Consider the following 15628-nt stretch of genomic DNA (forward strand, 5'->3'; position numbering starts at 1 on the left):
TGCCCGGTCGTGCCGGTGCATCGCACCGGGGAAACCCGGTCGCCGGGGCCGCGATCCGCGCTGTCCGCCTCGCACTCGACTCACGCCTCGCGGAAGCGGCGGATCTCTTCGGACAGGTCGCGGGCATCGGAGTTCATCCGGTGCCGCCCGGCCTCCAGCTCCAGCGGCTTGAGGCGGTCGGCGACGCGCGCCGACTTGACCTTCTCGCCGATCTGCAGCGCCGACCGCCCGACCTTGATGCCCTCCTGCAGGTCACCGGCCCGGATGTGGTTGGTGGCCTGCAAGCTGAGCCCGAAGACGTGGGTGCGCTGCATGTCCGCGCCGTACGCCTCGTTGCACTTGATCGTCTCGGCCACCGCGAGCGGCGCGTAGCGATCCGGGTCGAACACGGCCAGCGCGTCGTGCGCCGAGCCGATCATCCCGTGCAGGTCGTTCTCGTTGAAGAACCGCACCCAGTCCGGCGCCTCGGCCACGTTCGCCCTGGCGAACTCGTCCTTGGTGCGCCCGACCATCTTCTGCACCTGCTCGGGCTTGTTGAGCATCCCGTAGGCCCAGGCCTCGTTCGCGCACAGCACGGCCACGGTTAACGAGGAACCGGACTCCTGCGCGGCGATCTGCCCCAGCTGGAACAGCTTCAGCGCCTCGTTCGGCTCCTGGTAGTGCAGGTAGACGCGGCCCATCCGGTACAGCACGCTGGCCACGAGGCTGTCGTCGTCGGCCTGCTTGGCGAACTCCAGCGCCTTGCCGAAGTGGCCGCGCGCCGGGTCCAGCAGACCGGTGTCGAAGGAGGTCCAGCCGGCCAGGCTGTGCATGTCCGCCAACGACACGTAGAGCTTTCGCTTGACCTGATCGGACGCGTTCGCGTCGAGCAGTTGCTGCGCCCAGGAAAGCTGGGCGACCACGGCGTCGCGGCAGGTGCCGCCGCCGTAGCGGTAGTCCAGGTCACGCAGCGCCTTGGTGGCCGCCTGGATCTGCTGCACGTCGGTCATGCCGATGCGCATCGGAGCAGGCGTCTGCACGTTGCTCGGCACCCAAGTGCTCTCCTCCGCCCCGAAGACCGCGGCACCCATGGTCACCGCCGCCGCGTGGGACAGGAACTTCCGACGCTTCACCGACTCGTCCTCCTCAGCCTGGGGGCCGCTGTTCGTCTTCGCGACCCTCATTGCCGTCGCCCCGTCGTAGGCGAGGCCCATGTACCCCCTCGGTATCCCGAGGCCGTCGGCGATTCGGGCCAGCACGTCATATGCCATGACCTGGCGGCCCTTCAGGATCTCCGACACCTCGGACTGCGACTGGCCCGTGGACGCGGCGATCTGGCGCTGCGAGACCCCGATCCGGCGCAGTTGCCGGTAGATCTCGCTGACGTTCCGCGCCGCCAACGCGTCCCGCATCTCACGGCCGTCCCAGACGTCTCGTGTAACGGGCGAGCCGTTCGAACCGATGGTGTTCATTTAGACCCCCTCACACTCTGCACGGGCGTCGGTCGCAGAGTAAGGGCACTTCGACAAGCCGGTGAAGTGCGTATCGGCAGAGGTGATCGGCGGGGGTGAAGTCCACCGACCGTTCGTCGTCGCCGTTGAGCCGGTCATCGCCTACCGGCTACCGCCCGCGGTCGACGCGTTCCAATCTAGTCATCGGTAGCAACCGAGCACGGAGAGGAACCCGATCGGCATGGGCGGCATCGAGGAGTCCGGATCCCGGGCCGGCATGGAGGTCACCGCGCAAGCGGCGGTGCCCGACCAGGCCGGGCCGAAGCCGGAATCCGCCGACCGACGCCGATGGTGGCGGGTGCTGTGTCGCGACGTCGTGCACGTCCGCCGCTACCTCACCGTGCTGGTCAACCGGGACAGGGTGGTTCTCGTCGGACCGCCCGGCCGCACCGTGGTGCTGTCGACCGATGGAGTCGGCGAGTTGAGCAACGCATTACGGCGGGCCGCTGATCAGGCGAGAGAGTGACGGTGAGGTTGCGGTGGACGAGATATTGGGTCAGGTGCTGCGCAACGCGGTGTGGGAGCGGCTCGACGTGTTGAGCGAGCTGGCGAACCGCGCGGACGCCCCGTCCCTGCTGTCCGTGGCGCGTTCCGAACTCCCCCGGCTCACCGAGGGGTGGCGAACGCTGCTGGCCGCGCACGACACCGATGACAAGGGCAACTGCATCGAGTGCTCGTCCCGATGGCGACCGCGGAGCGCACCGTGCTCCGTGTGGCGCTCGGCTTACGAGCACTTGGTCGCGGGTGCCCTCGCCCCCCGTCCCGCACGGCACCAGCGCCCGGCGCACGAGCTGCGCCCGGCCGCGCCGGTGCCGTAGACCGGCGGTCTCGGTCCAGTCCGGGTCAGCATCACTCCCTCCCCGAACCGGACGGGTCGAGCACCGCCCCGGTGGCCGGCGAACCATCGCCGTGCACCCCCGACCACGGCAGTGGTCGCCGGCCACCACGAACTTCCAATTCCACAGTGGACGTGCGGCGGGTCCCGGCGAGCTCCGGAAGACCGCCGCCGCACGCAGTCTTCCGCGGGCCGGTGCTGTAGAACTCCCCTCCCCCGACCGGTACCGGTCCGCGGATTCCAACGACCCCGGTCCCCTTCTCCCCGAAGGGGGGCCGGGGTGGACGAGGGGTCCCGGTGCTCGTTTCCCCGGATGAGCACCGGGACCTTTCTTGTCACCGCACCCGGCGGACGATCACTTCCGCCGCAGCCGAGCGGTGGCGGCGAACTCCGGATCCAGCCGCATGCCGCCGCCCGCGCCGAGGCGGGTGTGCTCGGCGGGGACCACGAACCACGGTTGCCGCGGCCCGACCAGCGGCGAGTACACCGGCACGAATCCCCTGTCCTGCAACGAGACCGCGAAGTCGGCGCCGAGCTGCCCGCGCCGGTCCAGCGCGCCGGTGCCCTGCCACGGCAGCAGACCGGAGCCGCCGAGGTAGGTGAACCCGCAGCGCCCCGGGCGGGCCGCGCTCACGGTGAGCCGCACCCGGTTCGGGAACAGCAGCTCCTCGTAGCCGAGTTCTTCGTCCACCCGCATCGTCGCCAGGTAGCGCACCACCGTGTGCCAGGCGCGGCGCAGCACCTCCACCCGCGATCGCCGCAGCATCGGCGGCACCGCCGTGCCGTCGAGGTCGTAGACGTCGGCGTACACCGCCCGCGCCCACGCGACCCGCTCGATCCCGGCGGGCACCGACAGCGGAACCGAATACACCACCGACATCAGCATTTCGCGGAACATCCCGACCGAGGGCGCCACCGCCGGATCGGCCCCCGCGGCCCGCTGATCCACCTGGGCGAGGGTGCGCAGCGGCTGGTCGGCGATGTCCAGTCCGCGCAACGCCTCGGTGAGCAGCCGCCGGTGCCGCGCGGCGCGGTCGGCCCGCTCGGCGGGCAGGTCCACGGCCAGCCGTCGGGCCGCGACCTCGTCCACCTCCTCGATGACGGCGGTCTCGCCGAGCCCGGCGAGGTCGGCGTACTCGCGCAGGATCGAGCTGTAGGTCCCGGTGATCGACAGCGGCCGGGGCCGGAAGTGCCTGCCATCGGTGAGGATGCGGAACCGCAGGCCCGGCGGGTGCACGGCGGTCGCCGCGCGCTGCATCTCGCGCAGTCGCACCAGGCCGCCGAACTCGGCGAGGTCCGGCAGCGGCCCGGACGCCTTCAACCCGTTCAGGCACTGCTTGATGGGGAACCCGAGCAGCACCACGTCGATCGGCCGGTCCTCGCGCAGGAACGGCTCGACGTCGCGGCGCAGGTGCTCGACCTGGTAGTTGGACCGAGCCCCCTTGAGGAACTGCTTGCGGCTGAGCACGTGGTGCAGGGCGTGCACGACCCGGTCGAGGCGCTCGGACTCCGGCACCGGCCCGGTGAGGCCGAACCGGTCGCGGGCGGCGCGGGCCACCCGGTCCGCGGCCCGATCGGCGTCGGCGAGCACGGTGTGCGCGAGCTCCAGCGCCTCGTCCCGGTTCAGCCGCACCGCCCAGCGCCATGCCGATCGGTTCGCGCGCAGCGCACCGATCTGCAGCTCCTCCAGCGAATGCGCGTGCGAGAGCAACCCCGGCCCCGATCCGCCGGTGCGGGGCCGCGGCTCGGTCTCGAAGGTGGCGATCGCCGGGGCCCGGTCCGGCACCGGCTGCCCCGGTCGTCGTTCGACGACGAGCCCCGGCACCTCGACCGCGATCGCCAGCGCGGCCGGGTACTCCTTGGTGAGCGCGATCCGGTTGGCGTGCATGTCGTCGAACACGGCGATCACGTCGAGCTCGCCGAATTCCCGCAGCCGCGCCACTTTCAGCTCCGGGATGGGCCGCGTCCGGTCGTCGGGCATGCACAGCAGTGGCGCGTCGGGGACTCCAGCCGCTTCGAGCACGGCCGCGGTGTGGTCGCGGACCCGTTCGCGCCTGCCGGTGCAGAACACGACCTGCCCGCCCGCGTCCCGCACGTCCCACACGAACCGGGCGAGCCCGGCGTTGACCTCGTCGGTGCGCAACCGGTTCCAGGGCCGGGCGAAGGCCCGGAAGAACTCGGTGTGCACCGCCCGCCAGTCCACCTCCGGGTACTTCTCGTGCAGGCCGCTGAGTTCGAGGAACGTGTGCCAGGTCGAGTCGGCGTAGGTCGGCAGCACCGGCAGCGAATCCGGGTCGGCGAGCTCCGGGATGCCGTTGGGCGCACCGGGCCGGGGCCCGGCGACCGCGCGGGTCGCTTCGACGGTGCGGCGCAGCGGGATGATCCCGCACAGGTCGAGGTCGATGACCACGGCCGGTTGCGGCAGCTCGCGGTTCCAGCGGCGGCGCCGCGTCCGGTCCTGCACGGTGTCGAGCACGTGGCGCAGGATCGTGTGCTGGTCGGCGTCGACGTGGTGGACGTGGGGCCGGAGCTCGGTGCGGGCGAGCAGCCTGGCGGTGGGCCGGTCGAGGTGGCGCAGCTCCTCGGCGAGCACCCGGTCGATCGCGGCGCGCACGGAGTCGCCGCGGGGCGGCGCGTAGCCGATCCGGCGGAATCCGTCGGCGAGGTCGGCGAACACCGCGAGCAGGGTGCGGGCGGCGTCGCGGGCGGCGTGTTCGTCGGGGGCGGGCGCGGCCGTGTCGGTGATGACCCGGCCGGTCGCCTCCAGCTCGGTGGACAGTTCGAAGGCGAGCGCGTCCGGTGCCGCGAACAGCGCGGTGCGCCGCACTTCCAGCGCGTGCCGGAACGCCCGCAGCGGTGGTCGCACGAAGTGCTCCACGAAGAACCGGAGCTCGTGCTCCCGGTGCCCGAAGCGGTTGTCGATGACCAGCCGCAGCAGGCCGGGCGCCCCGTCCGGGCCCGGAGCCAGCAGCGCCTCCGGCCGCACCGCGACGGTGCCACCGGGATGTTCCGGGTGCGGCGGGGCGGGCAACCCGCCGGTTCCGCCCGCGACCGCTCCGCCCGTGGCTCGCCGCGCGGACTCGGGCACCAGCGTGGCGCAGTGCATCCGCAGCAGCGGATCCTCCAGCACCGTCCGCGTCAGCGGATCCTCCCCCGCCGCGGCGCGGGTCCCGGCCGGGCCGGATGCGCCGAGGGTGGCGGTGAGCCGCGCCAGCCATCCGGGGTCGTAGCGCCGGCGCCTGCGCCGGAGCCGGACCAGCAGTCGGTAGAGCTCGGCCCAGGTCGGTTCGACGCCCAGCGGCACTCCGCTGCCCGCGCCTTCGCCGACCAGGCGGAACATTCCGGCGCGCCACCGCACCCGCAGGTCGTAGCCGCCGTCGCGCAGCAAGCTGTCCGCCTCCGGGACCGACAGCGGAGCCCACAGGTCCTCCGCGGGCCGGTCCGTCCACATCGGATCCGGTGGTACCTGGCCGAAGGTGGTCGAGGCCGGTCGGGTGACCGGCGTGCGCGCGGTCACCGGGCGGTCGGGCGAGGTGCCGGAACCTGGCCCGCGCGGCTACCGGGCGGAGCGGGGTGGACGTGCGCGGCCGGTCTGGCGATGGCGGGACGGGCGGCGGGGATCGGCACGAGCCGAATCCGTCCGGCGGCCTGTCCCGGCGCGAAGTCGCGGGGAGTTCGGATGCGGGGAGAACGAGGCGCGACGCCGCAGTAGCTCACGATCACCTTTCCGTCACAGCTCGAATCGATTCGCCTCACGCTAGATAGTGACTATGTGCGTCGGCAACGTGACCGAATGCATACGCCATGTAGTAACTCCGACCCGAACGCAGTGACTTGGAACACTATGAGGGTGACCCGGCCGCGCAAGCCACCCCTTCCGCCGAGCGGGACGGCCCCGCGCAGCGGCACCCCTTCGGTGGACACCGGGCTCGGCGAGTCCACTGCCAGCACCGACGCCGCGAGCGGCACACTGGAGCGGATCGACCGAGTGCGCCGTACCGTCGTCGTGCACCACCCCGATCCGCCACGACGCCCGGCACTCGGGCCGGAAGCCCCGGTTCCCGCTCGGCTCCTCCGCCGTCCGCGAACCGGCGACCGACGAACATGATCTCGATGATTGAGATGATCTCGGACGCAACCGCCTGGGATGATCTCGCGGCGAGGCCGTCTCGGAAGCTCGGGACCGTCCACGGCGGAGCACCGCCCCGGACGCTCCGCCGACACGGCCCGCACGAGTGATCAAGGAGTCGCCTTGCCCGCCGAAGTCGCCCCCCTCCGCCGCAAGCCGGTCCAGCAGCGCAGCACCCAGCGCGTGGAGAAGATGCTGGAATCCTGCGCCCAGCTCATCGACGAACTCGGCTACGAAGGGGTCACCACCACCCTGATCGCCGAACGCGCCGGCGTCGCCGTCGGATCGCTCTACCAGTTCTTCCCCGACAAGCGAGCCGTCGTGCAGGAACTCACCCGGCGCAACCTGAACCGCTTCGTCGACGCCATCGGCGAACGCTTCGCCACCAGCGACCTCGCGAACTGGTGGGACGCCGTGGACACGGTGATCGACGTCTACATCACCATGCACCGCGACGTGCCCGCGTTCAGCAGGCTGCACTTCGGCGACGTGGTGGACCTGCGGCTGCTCGACGAGAGCCAGGACAACAACGCCGTGATCGCCGAGAAGCTCATCGCGCTGCTCGCCGAGCGGTTCACGCTGGACGAGCAGCACCTGCTGCTGCCGCTGTCGGTGGCCGTCGAAGCCGCCGACGCGGTGCTGAACCTGGCGTTCCGGCGCGATCCCTCGGGCGACTCCGAACTCGTCGCCGAGACCAAGGAGCTCGTGCGCGGCTACCTGGCGAACCGGATGCCCGATCAACCGAACGACATGGCCTCGCCCCGGTAGGTGGGCACCGTGGCGACCACCTGATCGCCCTCGACCAGGTGGTAGTGGTTGAACCGCTCGGCGAGCTCGCCCGCCTTGGCGTGGCGCAACCACACCCGGTCGCCGAGCCGCAGGTCGCGCGCGGCCGTGCCGGACACCGGGGTCTGCACCTCGCCGGCGCCTTCGGCCGCGGTCAGCCGCAGCCCTCGCGGCAGGTGCACGCCCGGTGCCCGGCTCGGCCCGGTGGGACCGGAGGCGATATAGCCGCCGCTGAACAGCGTCGCGAACGAACCGCCGGGACGGCGCACCACCGGCAGCGCGTAGAGCACCGCGGGCCGCGGCCGGAACGCGCGGTAGGCGTCGAACAAGGTGGGGCCGATGAGACCGGAGCCCGCGGCGATCTCGGTGACGCTGCCGTCGGCCCCGGTGCTCTCGATGCTGCCGGTGCCGCCGCCGTTGACGAACTCCAGCGGCGCCACCGCGCGCACCGCCGCCACCGCCTCCGCGCGGCGTTCGGCCAGCTCGGCCGCCGACCGGCGCTGCATCCAGCGCAGCACCGCGGCCAGCAGCGGCTTGCCGGGCGGGGCGTCGCCGAGGCCCGCGATCTGCCCTTCGTAGGCCATGATCCCGACCAGCCGGAACCCGTCGCGCCGCACGATCCGCTCGGCGAACCGGCGGGCTTGGGCCGGGGTGTGCACGGGTGAGCGGCGCGGGCCGACGTGCGCGAGCCCGCCCGGTACCGGATGCCAGGCCGCGTCCAGCTCCAGGCAGACCCGCAGCGGCTCGCGTTCCGGGCCGACGACGGCGTCGACGTGGTCGAGGTGCGCCACCGAGTCGACCAGGATCGTGATGGCGGCGGCAGCGGCCGGGTCGGCGGCGAGTTCGCGCAGGGCGTGCCGGTCGATCGTCGGGTAGGCGACGAGGATGTCGTCGGACGCGCCTTCCCGGTGCAGCCAGAGCGCCTCCGGCAGGCTGTAGGCCATCAGCCCCGCGAAGCCGGGCGTGTCCAAGGTGCGGCGGAGCAGTTCCCTGCAGCGCACGGACTTTGAGGCCACCCGGATCGGAGTGCCCGCGGCGCGGTGGCTCAGGTCGTCGGCGTTGTGGCGGAACGCTTCGAGGTCGACCACCGCGAACGGCGGGTCGAGATCGCGGGTCGCCCGGTCCAGGCGGTCGCGCTCAGCGCTCTCGGACGTCGGGGGCTCGGGCAACGGGTCTCCTGGGGAGGACGCGGGAGTGGGGGGCACTCACCCACGGTAGGCGGCGCGGGGTTGTTATGTGAATCTCATTCACATACTTTCTTGCGGCACCGCCCCGAACCGGACCGCCCGGCCACCGCCGGACGACGATTCCGGCGCATCCGGCCCGGCCACCTCGGCGAGCCGCGCCACAGGAGGTCTGTGATCATGCCGCGACCAGGCTGGACGAACTGGGCGGGGACCGTCGCCCGCACTCCCGGAGGCACCGCCCGCCCCCGCGACCTGACCGAGGCCGCCACCCTGCTGCGCGCCGCCGCCCGCGGTGGCCGCACCGTGCGACCGCTCGGCAGCGGGCACTCGTTCACCGGCGTCGGCGCCCCAGCCGACGGCGCGCTGGCCCTGGACCTGGCGCACTGGTCCGGCATCGAACGCGTCGAACCGCCCTACGTCACGGTCCGCGCGGGCACCCCGCTGCACCGGCTCAACCGGGAACTCGGCGAACTCGGGCTCGCGCTGCCCAACCTCGGCGACATCGACCGGCAGACCGTGGCCGGCGCGATCTCCACCGGCACCCACGGCACCGGCGCCGCGCTCGGCGGGCTCGCCACCCAGGTCACCGAGCTGGAGCTGCTGCTCGCGGACGGCACCACGCGGCGCTGCTCGGCGGACCAGGACCCGGAGCTGTTCGCCGCCGCCCGCGTGAGCCTCGGCGCGCTCGGCGTGCTGACCCGCGTGACCTTGCGCTGCGTGCCCGCGTTCCACCTCGTCGCCGACGAACGACCCGAACCGCTCGACGACGTGCTGGCGCGGTTCGAGGAGCTCGCCGACGGAAACGACCACTTCGAGTTCTACTGGTTCCCGCACAGCACCCGGACCTTGGTCAAGCGCAACAACCGGTTGCCCGCCGGGCAGGAGCCGAGCCCGCTGAGCCCGCTGCGGGAGTTCTTCGAGTACGAGCTGATGGAGAACCGGGCGTTCGGCGCGCTGTGCCGCCTCGGCCGCGCCCGGCCCGGACTGGTCCGGCCGCTCAACCGGTTCTGCGCGGCGGCCTGGTCGGCCCGGCACTACAGCGACCTGGGGCACCGGGTGTTCGTCACCCGGCGGCGGGTCCGGTTCGCGGAATCCGAGTACGCGGTGCCGCGCGCCGAGCTGCCCGCCGTGCTCGCCGAACTCCGGGCGGCGGCCGGGCGGCTGGCCGATCCGGTGATGTTCCCGGTGGAGGTCCGGGTCGCCGCCGCCGACGACATCTGGCTGTCCACCGCGCACCGGCGCCCGTCCGCGTACATCGCGGTGCACCAGTTCACCGGGATGCCGCACCGCGCCTGGTTCGACGCCTTCTCGTCCATAGTGGACTCCGTCGGCGGCAGGCCGCACTGGGGCAAGATGCACCGGCTCACCGCCGACGACCTGCGCGAGCGCTACCCGCGCTTCGACGACTTCCGCGCCCTGCGGGCGGAACTCGACCCCGGCGGCCTGTTCGCCAACCCGTACCTGGACCGGGTCCTCGGACCCGTGTGAGCGACCGTCAGGCGACCGCCGCGCGGACCGCCTCGACGACCGGCGTCGGGCCGTTGATCAGGGTGAAGGTGCGGCCGGCGGACTTCGGCTCGTCGAGCAGCGCCACCAGCACCGCGGCGACGTCGGCGCGGGTGATCTCGTCCCGGCGGGTCTGCTCGGCCAGCTCGATCCGGCCCGTCGGCCGGTCGTCGGTGAGGGCGCCTGGGCGCAGGATCGTCCAGTCCAGGTCCCGGCCGCGCAGGTCCACTTCGGCGGCCCGCTTGGCGTCGAGGTACGCGCCGAACACCTCGCCCACGTCCGGCGGGTTCGGCTCGTCCAGGCCGATCGCGCTCACCTGCAGGAAGCGCCGCACCCCCGCCTGCTGCGCGGCGTCCGCCAGCAGCACCGAACCCGCGCGGTCCACGGTGTCCTTGCGCGCCACACCGCTCCCGGGGCCGGCGCCCGCGGCGAACACCACGGCGTCAGCGCCGGACAACCGCTCGGCCACCCCGGCGGCGTCGGTGGATTCCAGGTCCAGCACCACCGGTTCCGCGCCGTCCGCGCGCAGGTCGTCGGCGTGCTCGGGATCGCGGATCAACCCGACCGCGGTGTCCCCGCGCTCGGCGAGCAACCGCCCGAGATGGCGCGCGATCTTCCCATGTCCTCCGGCTACCACGACTCGCATGAGCCCACCCTAGGCCCGGTGGCCGCCTGAACGCTCCCACCAGGCGGCCACCGAGTCGTGCTCCCGCCACGGCTGATCGGGGTCAGCTCCGCGACGGGGCGGTCGGGGTCAGCTCCGCGACGGGGCAGGCGCTTCCGCCGCGAGCAACTGCTGGTAGACGACCTCGTTCACCCAGCGGGACACCGCGGTGTGCTCGATCGGCGGCGCGTCCGCGAAGGAACGGCCTTCGAGCTCCACCTGGACGTCGTCCGCCTCCGCGCTGAGCACCGCGACGCCGAACTGCCGTGCCCGGATCAGGCAGGTGGACATGAAGTCCTTCGCGAGCGTGACGCTCTTCGGCACGATGATCGCGGTGCTGGTGAACCGGGCGAACGGCACCGCCGCGGTCAGCGCGGTCCGCCAGTGCCGCGCGGGAGCGAGCATGCCGACGAGGTGCGCGCTCGGCGGCGGCACCCGCCCGTCCATCTCGGGCCACACCCAGGTGGAGATCTCCGCGCGGTCCAGCACCGGCTCGCTGCCGAAGCACAGCCGCTCGGCGTGCGCGTCCGGGACGAGCTCCGCCACCGGAACCACGTGCCTGCCGAGCATCTTCACCGGCGGCAGCACGGTTCCCGACCAGGCGAGGGCATCCGCCGACAACGCGGTGAGCCTACCGATGGAGGCGGGTAAATCGAGCGGAGATCGTGCGTGGGTAGAGCTGATCCGGACCTCGTTGTCGACCGTGGCACGTCCCGGCATTCCGGTCACGGCTCCCCGCCTCCCTCGATGCACTGGCTGCAACAAAAAGCGCTCACTGCCCGGCATTCGTTCTTCCCAGGCAGTCCGACTAAAACAGGTCGGGAGCGATTCCTCTGCGCTGACGCGGTGGTCCTGCGACCGGCGGCGGCGAGCGGTCGGTGACCGGTCGGTGAGCGGTTGGACGACTTCAGCCCGGCGGTGCGGCCAATCAGGTGACGCTCAGAAGGGGATGGTTCCGGGGTTCGCGAGCGCGGCTCACCCTGCGTCGGATCGCGCGAGATCGTGCTCGGCCAACCGCCTGCGAATCGCCTCCGCCGCCGGTAGCAACGGCTTGACCAGCTTGGAATGCTCCGCCCGGACGCTGCGGGCGACCAGCCCGAGCGCCGCGACGACCGTTCCGGCGCCGTCCCGCACCGGAACCGCCACGGAACAGTTACCTAGTGTCATCTCTTCGGACGTTCGCGCGAACCCCCGGCTGCGCACCGCCTGCAATTCACGCGCCAGCCTCCCAGGTTCGGTGATCGTGTAGGGCGTGTGCCGGGACAGCCCCCGCTCGCAGTACTCCTGCACGACCTGCGCCGGAGCGTGCGCGAGCAGCACCCGGCCGACTCCGGTCGGATGCAGCGGCAACCGGCCACCCGTTCGGGAAACGATCGAGACCGATCGAGGGACCGCCAGCTTCTCCACGTACACGGCCTCCCAGTGATCCCGCACCGCAAGATGCACGTTCTCCCGCGTGTTCTCGCACAGCTCCTGCATGAACGGCAGCGCCGCCTCCCGCAGCGCCGTGTGCACCGGGGCGAGCAGCCCGATCTCCCACAGCCGCAGGCCGATCGCGTAGCGCCCGTCGTCGTCGCGGTGCAGCGCTCCCCACGCCTCCAGCTCGCCCACGAGGCGGTGCGCGGTCGCCAGCGGAATCGCGGCGCGGCGCGCGATCGCGGTCAGCGTGAGCCTCGTGTGGTCGACGTCGAACGCGGTGAGCACGCTCAACGCCCGCCCGGTCACCGATCGCCCGGAATCCCGGCTGTTGCCCGCCATCACGACCTCCCGGCCGGCTGCCCCTGCGGCCTGCCCGGCACCGCACCGTCCGAGCCCAGCCCAGCACAGTCCCGCTCCCCCGCCAAGGCCCGAGCACCGGCGAACACCGGTCTTCGATCCGCGCCGAGCCGACGCCGGCGTGCCCCCACCCGCTACCGGGACCACGCCGAACGGTCGGCGAGCAGCAGCGAGTTCACCTCCGCCGCGCGTTCCACGTTGGCGAGGTGCGCGGCGTGGTCGACGACCTCCAACCGGGCGTTGCCGCCGATGCCGTCGGCGATGGCGGCGCCGTGCTCCGGCGGGGTGGCCGGGTCCTCCGCGCCGGAGATCACCAGCGTCGGCGCGCTGATCGACGACAGCTCCGCGCGCAGGTCCGCGCGCGCGAGGACCTCGCAGCACCGGGCGTAGGCCTCGTCGTCGGCGCCCGCGATCATCGCCGCGTAGCTCGCGGCCTCCTCCGCGTGGCGCTCCCGGAAGTACGGCGTGAACCACCGCTCGATGGTCGGCGCCACCAGTTCGTTCGTGCCGTGCTCGCGGGCCGCCCGCGCCCGGTCGAGCTCCGCGTCCCGCCGGTCCAGCCAGGCCGAGGTGCCGCACACGGTCAGCGCGTCGATCCGCTCCGCGGCGTGCGCGCCGAGCCACAACCCGATCACACCTCCCAGCGAGGCGCCCGCGAACGAGGCCGACGGCACCTCCAGGTGGTCCAGCAGCGCCAGCACGTCGCCCGCCAGGTCCTCCAGCAGGTACGGCCCCGGCAGCACCGGCGATCCGCCGTGACCGCGCTGGTCGTAGCGCACGACCCGGTAGTGCTCGGTGAGCGCCGCCAGCTGCGGATCCCACATCGCGGCCGTGCCGCCGAGCGCGTTCGACAGCACGAGCACCGGCGCGTCCCGGCGGCCGTCCGCCAGCCAGTTCAGGCCCAGTTCCTCCCACGTGGTCACGTGCGCCCCTTCCGCCGTCGCACGGCTCGGGTTCCCCGCCCCGGGCGGATCCACGCCGACGATCACTATCCGAGACCGGCCGGTTCACTCCACCGATACCTGTTGATCCTTCAACGTCCCGATTAGCGTGGCCCGCACCGCGAGCGCAGGGGAGGCACGATGCGGGAAACGGTGTACTGGCTGGTAGGGCCAGGCGCGAAGGTTCGGCACGCAGTGGAGTTCGCGCCCGGCACGTTTCCCGGCGGGCAGCTGCTGCCGACCGTCTGCCACCGCTGGATCAAGGTGCCGTTCGCCGGTCGCGGCGCGGCCATCGACGCGATCACCGACCGCTGCCACGACTGCACCGACTCGGTCCGCCCCCACCAGCCCTGCGAAGTCACCTGGAACGCGTGAGGCGCCGCGCGGACGGCGTTCTGTCAGCAACGCCACACCACTCCGGTTCGGGCACCGACCTGCGGTGCACGAGATCCGGGCGCGGGCTTTCGTCCCAGCCGATGCCGCCGATCGGACCAGCTCGGCGATCGGTGGGATCCCGGGCCGCAGCGCGCCACGCCCGGCCGCACCAACTTCGCTCTCCGCGAACCATGACGAGCCCCACCGCGGAGATCGGACATTCGCCCCGAACCGGCATTCCGCCGCCCGAGCGAGCGGGCGAGCAGGGATTCTCCCGAACATGACGAAGGGCCCCACCGGATTCCGGTGGGGCCCTTCGGGAGTGGGCGAGGAGGGAGTTGAACCCTCACGTCCTTACGGACACACGGACCTGAACCGTGCGCGTCTGCCATTCCGCCACTCGCCCGTGGCTGATCAAAGCTTATCCTGCCCTGCTTGGACCATCTGCACCGGGGTCCGTTTCACCTGGCTGGTGTTCCGCGCCCCGTCGTGCTGGCTGAGAAAGATTAGCACCCGCCGACAGGCGTCCCGCGGCGGGGGTGGCACGAGTTGGGAACTGGTCGGTGTCCCGCCCCGTCGACCCAGATACGATGGGCGCCGGAGTCGTACGCGTGGAGGGGATCGTCGTGGGCCTCGTGCAGCGCTTCGAGCGCAAGCTCGAAGGCATGGTCGGCAATGGCTTCGCGCGTGTGTTCGGCGGGAAGGTGGTTCCGCAAGAGGTCGCGCAGGACTTGCAGCGTGAGGCTGAAGTCCAGCTGCGCGAGCTCGCGGGGGGCCGGCTACTGGCGTGCAACCACTACGTTGTGCTCCTGAGCCCGTCCGATCACGAACGGCTCACAGGTGATGAGGCTCGGGTGACCGACCTCCTCACCGACTGCGTTCAGGAGCACCTCACCGAGCAGGGGTGGGACACATATGGTGACGTCGTAGTCTCCCTGGAGCGCTCTGAGACGCTGCACACGGGACAGTTTCGTATCAAGTCGTCCGTCGACCCCGACATCAACCGACGGACGGCAACACCTCGTACCGCAGGAGACCGACCCATGAGCCAGCCACCGGGCCACTATCCCCAGGGAGATCCGTACGGCCAGCAGCAAGGGCAGTACGGCTACGACCAGGGCTACGGCCAAGGCCAGTACGGGCAGGACCCCAACTACGGCTACGGCCAGCAGCCCGGTTACGACCAGGGCTACGGCCAGCAGCAGCCGGGCTACGGCCAGCAGCCGCCGCAGCCCGGTTACGACCAGGGCTACGGCCAGCAGCAGCCGGGCTACGGCCAGCAGCCGGGCTACGACCAGGGTTACGGCCAGCCGCCGCAGCCGGGTTACGACCAGGGCTACGGCCAGCAGCCGCCGCAGCCGGGTTACGGCCAGCCGCAGCAGCCCGGTGGGGGCTACCCGCCGAGCACGCCCGGCGGCTTCCCGCAGCAGCCCGGCTACGACCAGGGCTACGGCCAGCCGCAGGGCTACGACCCCGGTTACGGCCAGCAGCCCGGTTACGACCAGGGCCAGGGCTATGGCCAGCAGCAGCCCGGTTTCGACCAGGGCTATGCTCAGCCGCCGCAGCCGGGATTCGATCAGGGCTTCGGTCAGCCCGGTGGGGCCTACCCGCCGAGCGCTCCGGGCGGATATCCGGACGCGCGCCAGCAGACGGCGATGCTCCAGCTCGACGACGGGTCCAACCGGTCGTACACGCTGCAGCACGGTTCGAACGTGATCGGTCGCGGTCAGGAAGGCCAGTTCCGGCTTCCCGACACCGGTGTGTCCCGCAAGCACATCGAGATCACCTGGGACGGCATGTCGGCGATGCTGGCGGATCTCGGTTCGACGAACGGCACCACGGTCAACGGCACTCCGGTGCAGACTTGGCAGCTGGCGGATGGCGACGTGATCCGTGTCGGCCATTCGTCGTTGGTGTTCCGCAGCCAGGGCTGAGCCCC

General features: G+C 72.1%; 13 protein-coding genes and 1 tRNA gene. 6 read left to right on the plus strand and 8 right to left on the minus strand.

What is annotated here, in order from left to right:
• Positions 1-80: 80 nt before the first annotated feature.
• Positions 81-1451, minus strand: coding sequence for a helix-turn-helix domain-containing protein (locus OOZ19_RS13410; RefSeq protein WP_507028808.1), 1371 nt, complete (start codon positions 1449-1451; stop codon positions 81-83).
• Between the two features lie 220 nt (positions 1452-1671).
• Between OOZ19_RS13410 and OOZ19_RS13415 the strand changes: the two genes are divergently transcribed.
• Together OOZ19_RS13415 and OOZ19_RS13420 are read left to right on the plus strand one after the other, a co-directional pair.
• A complete protein-coding gene (locus OOZ19_RS13415) occupies positions 1672-1956 on the plus strand; it encodes a hypothetical protein (protein WP_266090427.1) in 285 nt (94 codons plus the stop codon).
• A 13-nt stretch (positions 1957-1969) separates the two neighbouring features.
• A complete protein-coding gene (locus tag OOZ19_RS13420; protein WP_184483943.1) occupies positions 1970-2308 on the plus strand; it encodes a hypothetical protein in 339 nt (112 codons plus the stop codon).
• 372 nt (positions 2309-2680) lie between these two features.
• Here OOZ19_RS13420 and OOZ19_RS13425 read toward each other — a convergent pair whose 3' ends face one another.
• Positions 2681-5842 carry an L-tyrosine/L-tryptophan isonitrile synthase family protein gene (locus OOZ19_RS13425; protein WP_266090428.1) on the minus strand — a complete coding sequence of 1054 codons (3162 nt, stop codon included), beginning with the start codon at positions 5840-5842 and terminating at the stop codon, positions 2681-2683.
• Between the two features lie 804 nt (positions 5843-6646).
• On the opposite strand from OOZ19_RS13425, the gene OOZ19_RS13430 reads away from it, so the two are divergent.
• A complete protein-coding gene (locus OOZ19_RS13430; protein ID WP_323055138.1) occupies positions 6647-7222 on the plus strand; it encodes a TetR/AcrR family transcriptional regulator in 576 nt (191 codons plus the stop codon).
• Here OOZ19_RS13430 and OOZ19_RS13435 read toward each other — a convergent pair.
• The gene (locus OOZ19_RS13435; protein WP_266090430.1) at positions 7192-8409 is read right to left on the minus strand and encodes an amino acid deaminase/aldolase; all 1218 of its coding nucleotides are present in this window, start codon (positions 8407-8409) and stop codon (positions 7192-7194) included. The genes OOZ19_RS13430 and OOZ19_RS13435 overlap by 31 nt on opposite strands.
• Positions 8410-8604: 195 nt before the next feature.
• On the opposite strand from OOZ19_RS13435, the gene OOZ19_RS13440 reads away from it, so the two are divergent.
• Positions 8605-9915 (plus strand): D-arabinono-1,4-lactone oxidase, encoded by a 1311-nt coding sequence (locus OOZ19_RS13440; protein WP_266090431.1) that lies wholly within the window; start codon positions 8605-8607, stop codon positions 9913-9915.
• 7 nt (positions 9916-9922) lie between these two features.
• On the opposite strand, the gene OOZ19_RS13445 is transcribed toward OOZ19_RS13440, so the two are convergent.
• From OOZ19_RS13445 to pcaD, 4 genes are all read right to left on the minus strand, one after another.
• Positions 9923-10579: an SDR family oxidoreductase gene (locus tag OOZ19_RS13445; protein WP_266090432.1), complete on the minus strand. Its 657-nt coding sequence runs from the start codon at positions 10577-10579 to the stop codon at positions 9923-9925.
• A 108-nt stretch (positions 10580-10687) separates the two neighbouring features.
• Positions 10688-11218, minus strand: a complete 531-nt coding sequence (locus OOZ19_RS13450; RefSeq protein WP_266090433.1) for a hypothetical protein — start codon at positions 11216-11218, stop codon at positions 10688-10690.
• A 354-nt stretch (positions 11219-11572) separates the two neighbouring features.
• On the minus strand, positions 11573-12355 hold the full coding sequence (locus OOZ19_RS13455; RefSeq protein WP_266090434.1) for an IclR family transcriptional regulator: 783 nt from the start codon (positions 12353-12355) through the stop codon (positions 11573-11575).
• A gap of 152 nt (positions 12356-12507) precedes the next feature.
• Positions 12508-13296 (minus strand): 3-oxoadipate enol-lactonase, encoded by a 789-nt coding sequence (pcaD, locus tag OOZ19_RS13460; protein ID WP_266090435.1) that lies wholly within the window; start codon positions 13294-13296, stop codon positions 12508-12510.
• A 159-nt stretch (positions 13297-13455) separates the two neighbouring features.
• On the opposite strand from pcaD, the gene OOZ19_RS13465 reads away from it, so the two are divergent.
• The gene (locus OOZ19_RS13465) at positions 13456-13689 is read left to right on the plus strand and encodes a hypothetical protein (protein WP_184483954.1); all 234 of its coding nucleotides are present in this window, start codon (positions 13456-13458) and stop codon (positions 13687-13689) included.
• 323 nt (positions 13690-14012) lie between these two features.
• Here the strand turns inward: OOZ19_RS13465 and OOZ19_RS13470 are convergent.
• Positions 14013-14095: transfer RNA gene (locus OOZ19_RS13470), tRNA-Leu, on the minus strand.
• Between the two features lie 220 nt (positions 14096-14315).
• On the opposite strand from OOZ19_RS13470, the gene OOZ19_RS13475 reads away from it, so the two are divergent.
• Entirely contained in the window at positions 14316-15623 is a 1308-nt protein-coding gene (locus OOZ19_RS13475; RefSeq protein WP_323055139.1) for an FHA domain-containing protein, read from the plus strand.
• Positions 15624-15628: the final 5 nt, after the last annotated feature.

Origin of the sequence: Saccharopolyspora sp. NFXS83 (assembly GCF_026241095.1) — a bacterium.
In the GTDB taxonomy this organism is placed as follows: Bacteria; Actinomycetota; Actinomycetes; order Mycobacteriales; family Pseudonocardiaceae; genus Saccharopolyspora_C.

Excerpts from the sequence above, each read along its gene's own strand:
- OOZ19_RS13415 (WP_266090427.1), top strand. The coding sequence starts at position 1,672 with ATGGGCGGCATCGAGGAGTCCGGATCCCGGGCCGGCATGGAGGTCACC.
- OOZ19_RS13465 (WP_184483954.1), top strand. The coding sequence starts at position 13,456 with ATGCGGGAAACGGTGTACTGGCTGGTAGGGCCAGGCGCGAAGGTTCGG.
- OOZ19_RS13445 (WP_266090432.1), bottom strand. The coding sequence starts at position 10,579 with ATGCGAGTCGTGGTAGCCGGAGGACATGGGAAGATCGCGCGCCATCTC.
- OOZ19_RS13455 (WP_266090434.1), bottom strand. The coding sequence starts at position 12,355 with ATGGCGGGCAACAGCCGGGATTCCGGGCGATCGGTGACCGGGCGGGCG.
- OOZ19_RS13440 (WP_266090431.1), top strand. The coding sequence starts at position 8,605 with ATGCCGCGACCAGGCTGGACGAACTGGGCGGGGACCGTCGCCCGCACT.
- OOZ19_RS13410 (WP_507028808.1), bottom strand. The coding sequence starts at position 1,451 with ATGAACACCATCGGTTCGAACGGCTCGCCCGTTACACGAGACGTCTGG.
- OOZ19_RS13430 (WP_323055138.1), top strand. The coding sequence starts at position 6,647 with ATGCTGGAATCCTGCGCCCAGCTCATCGACGAACTCGGCTACGAAGGG.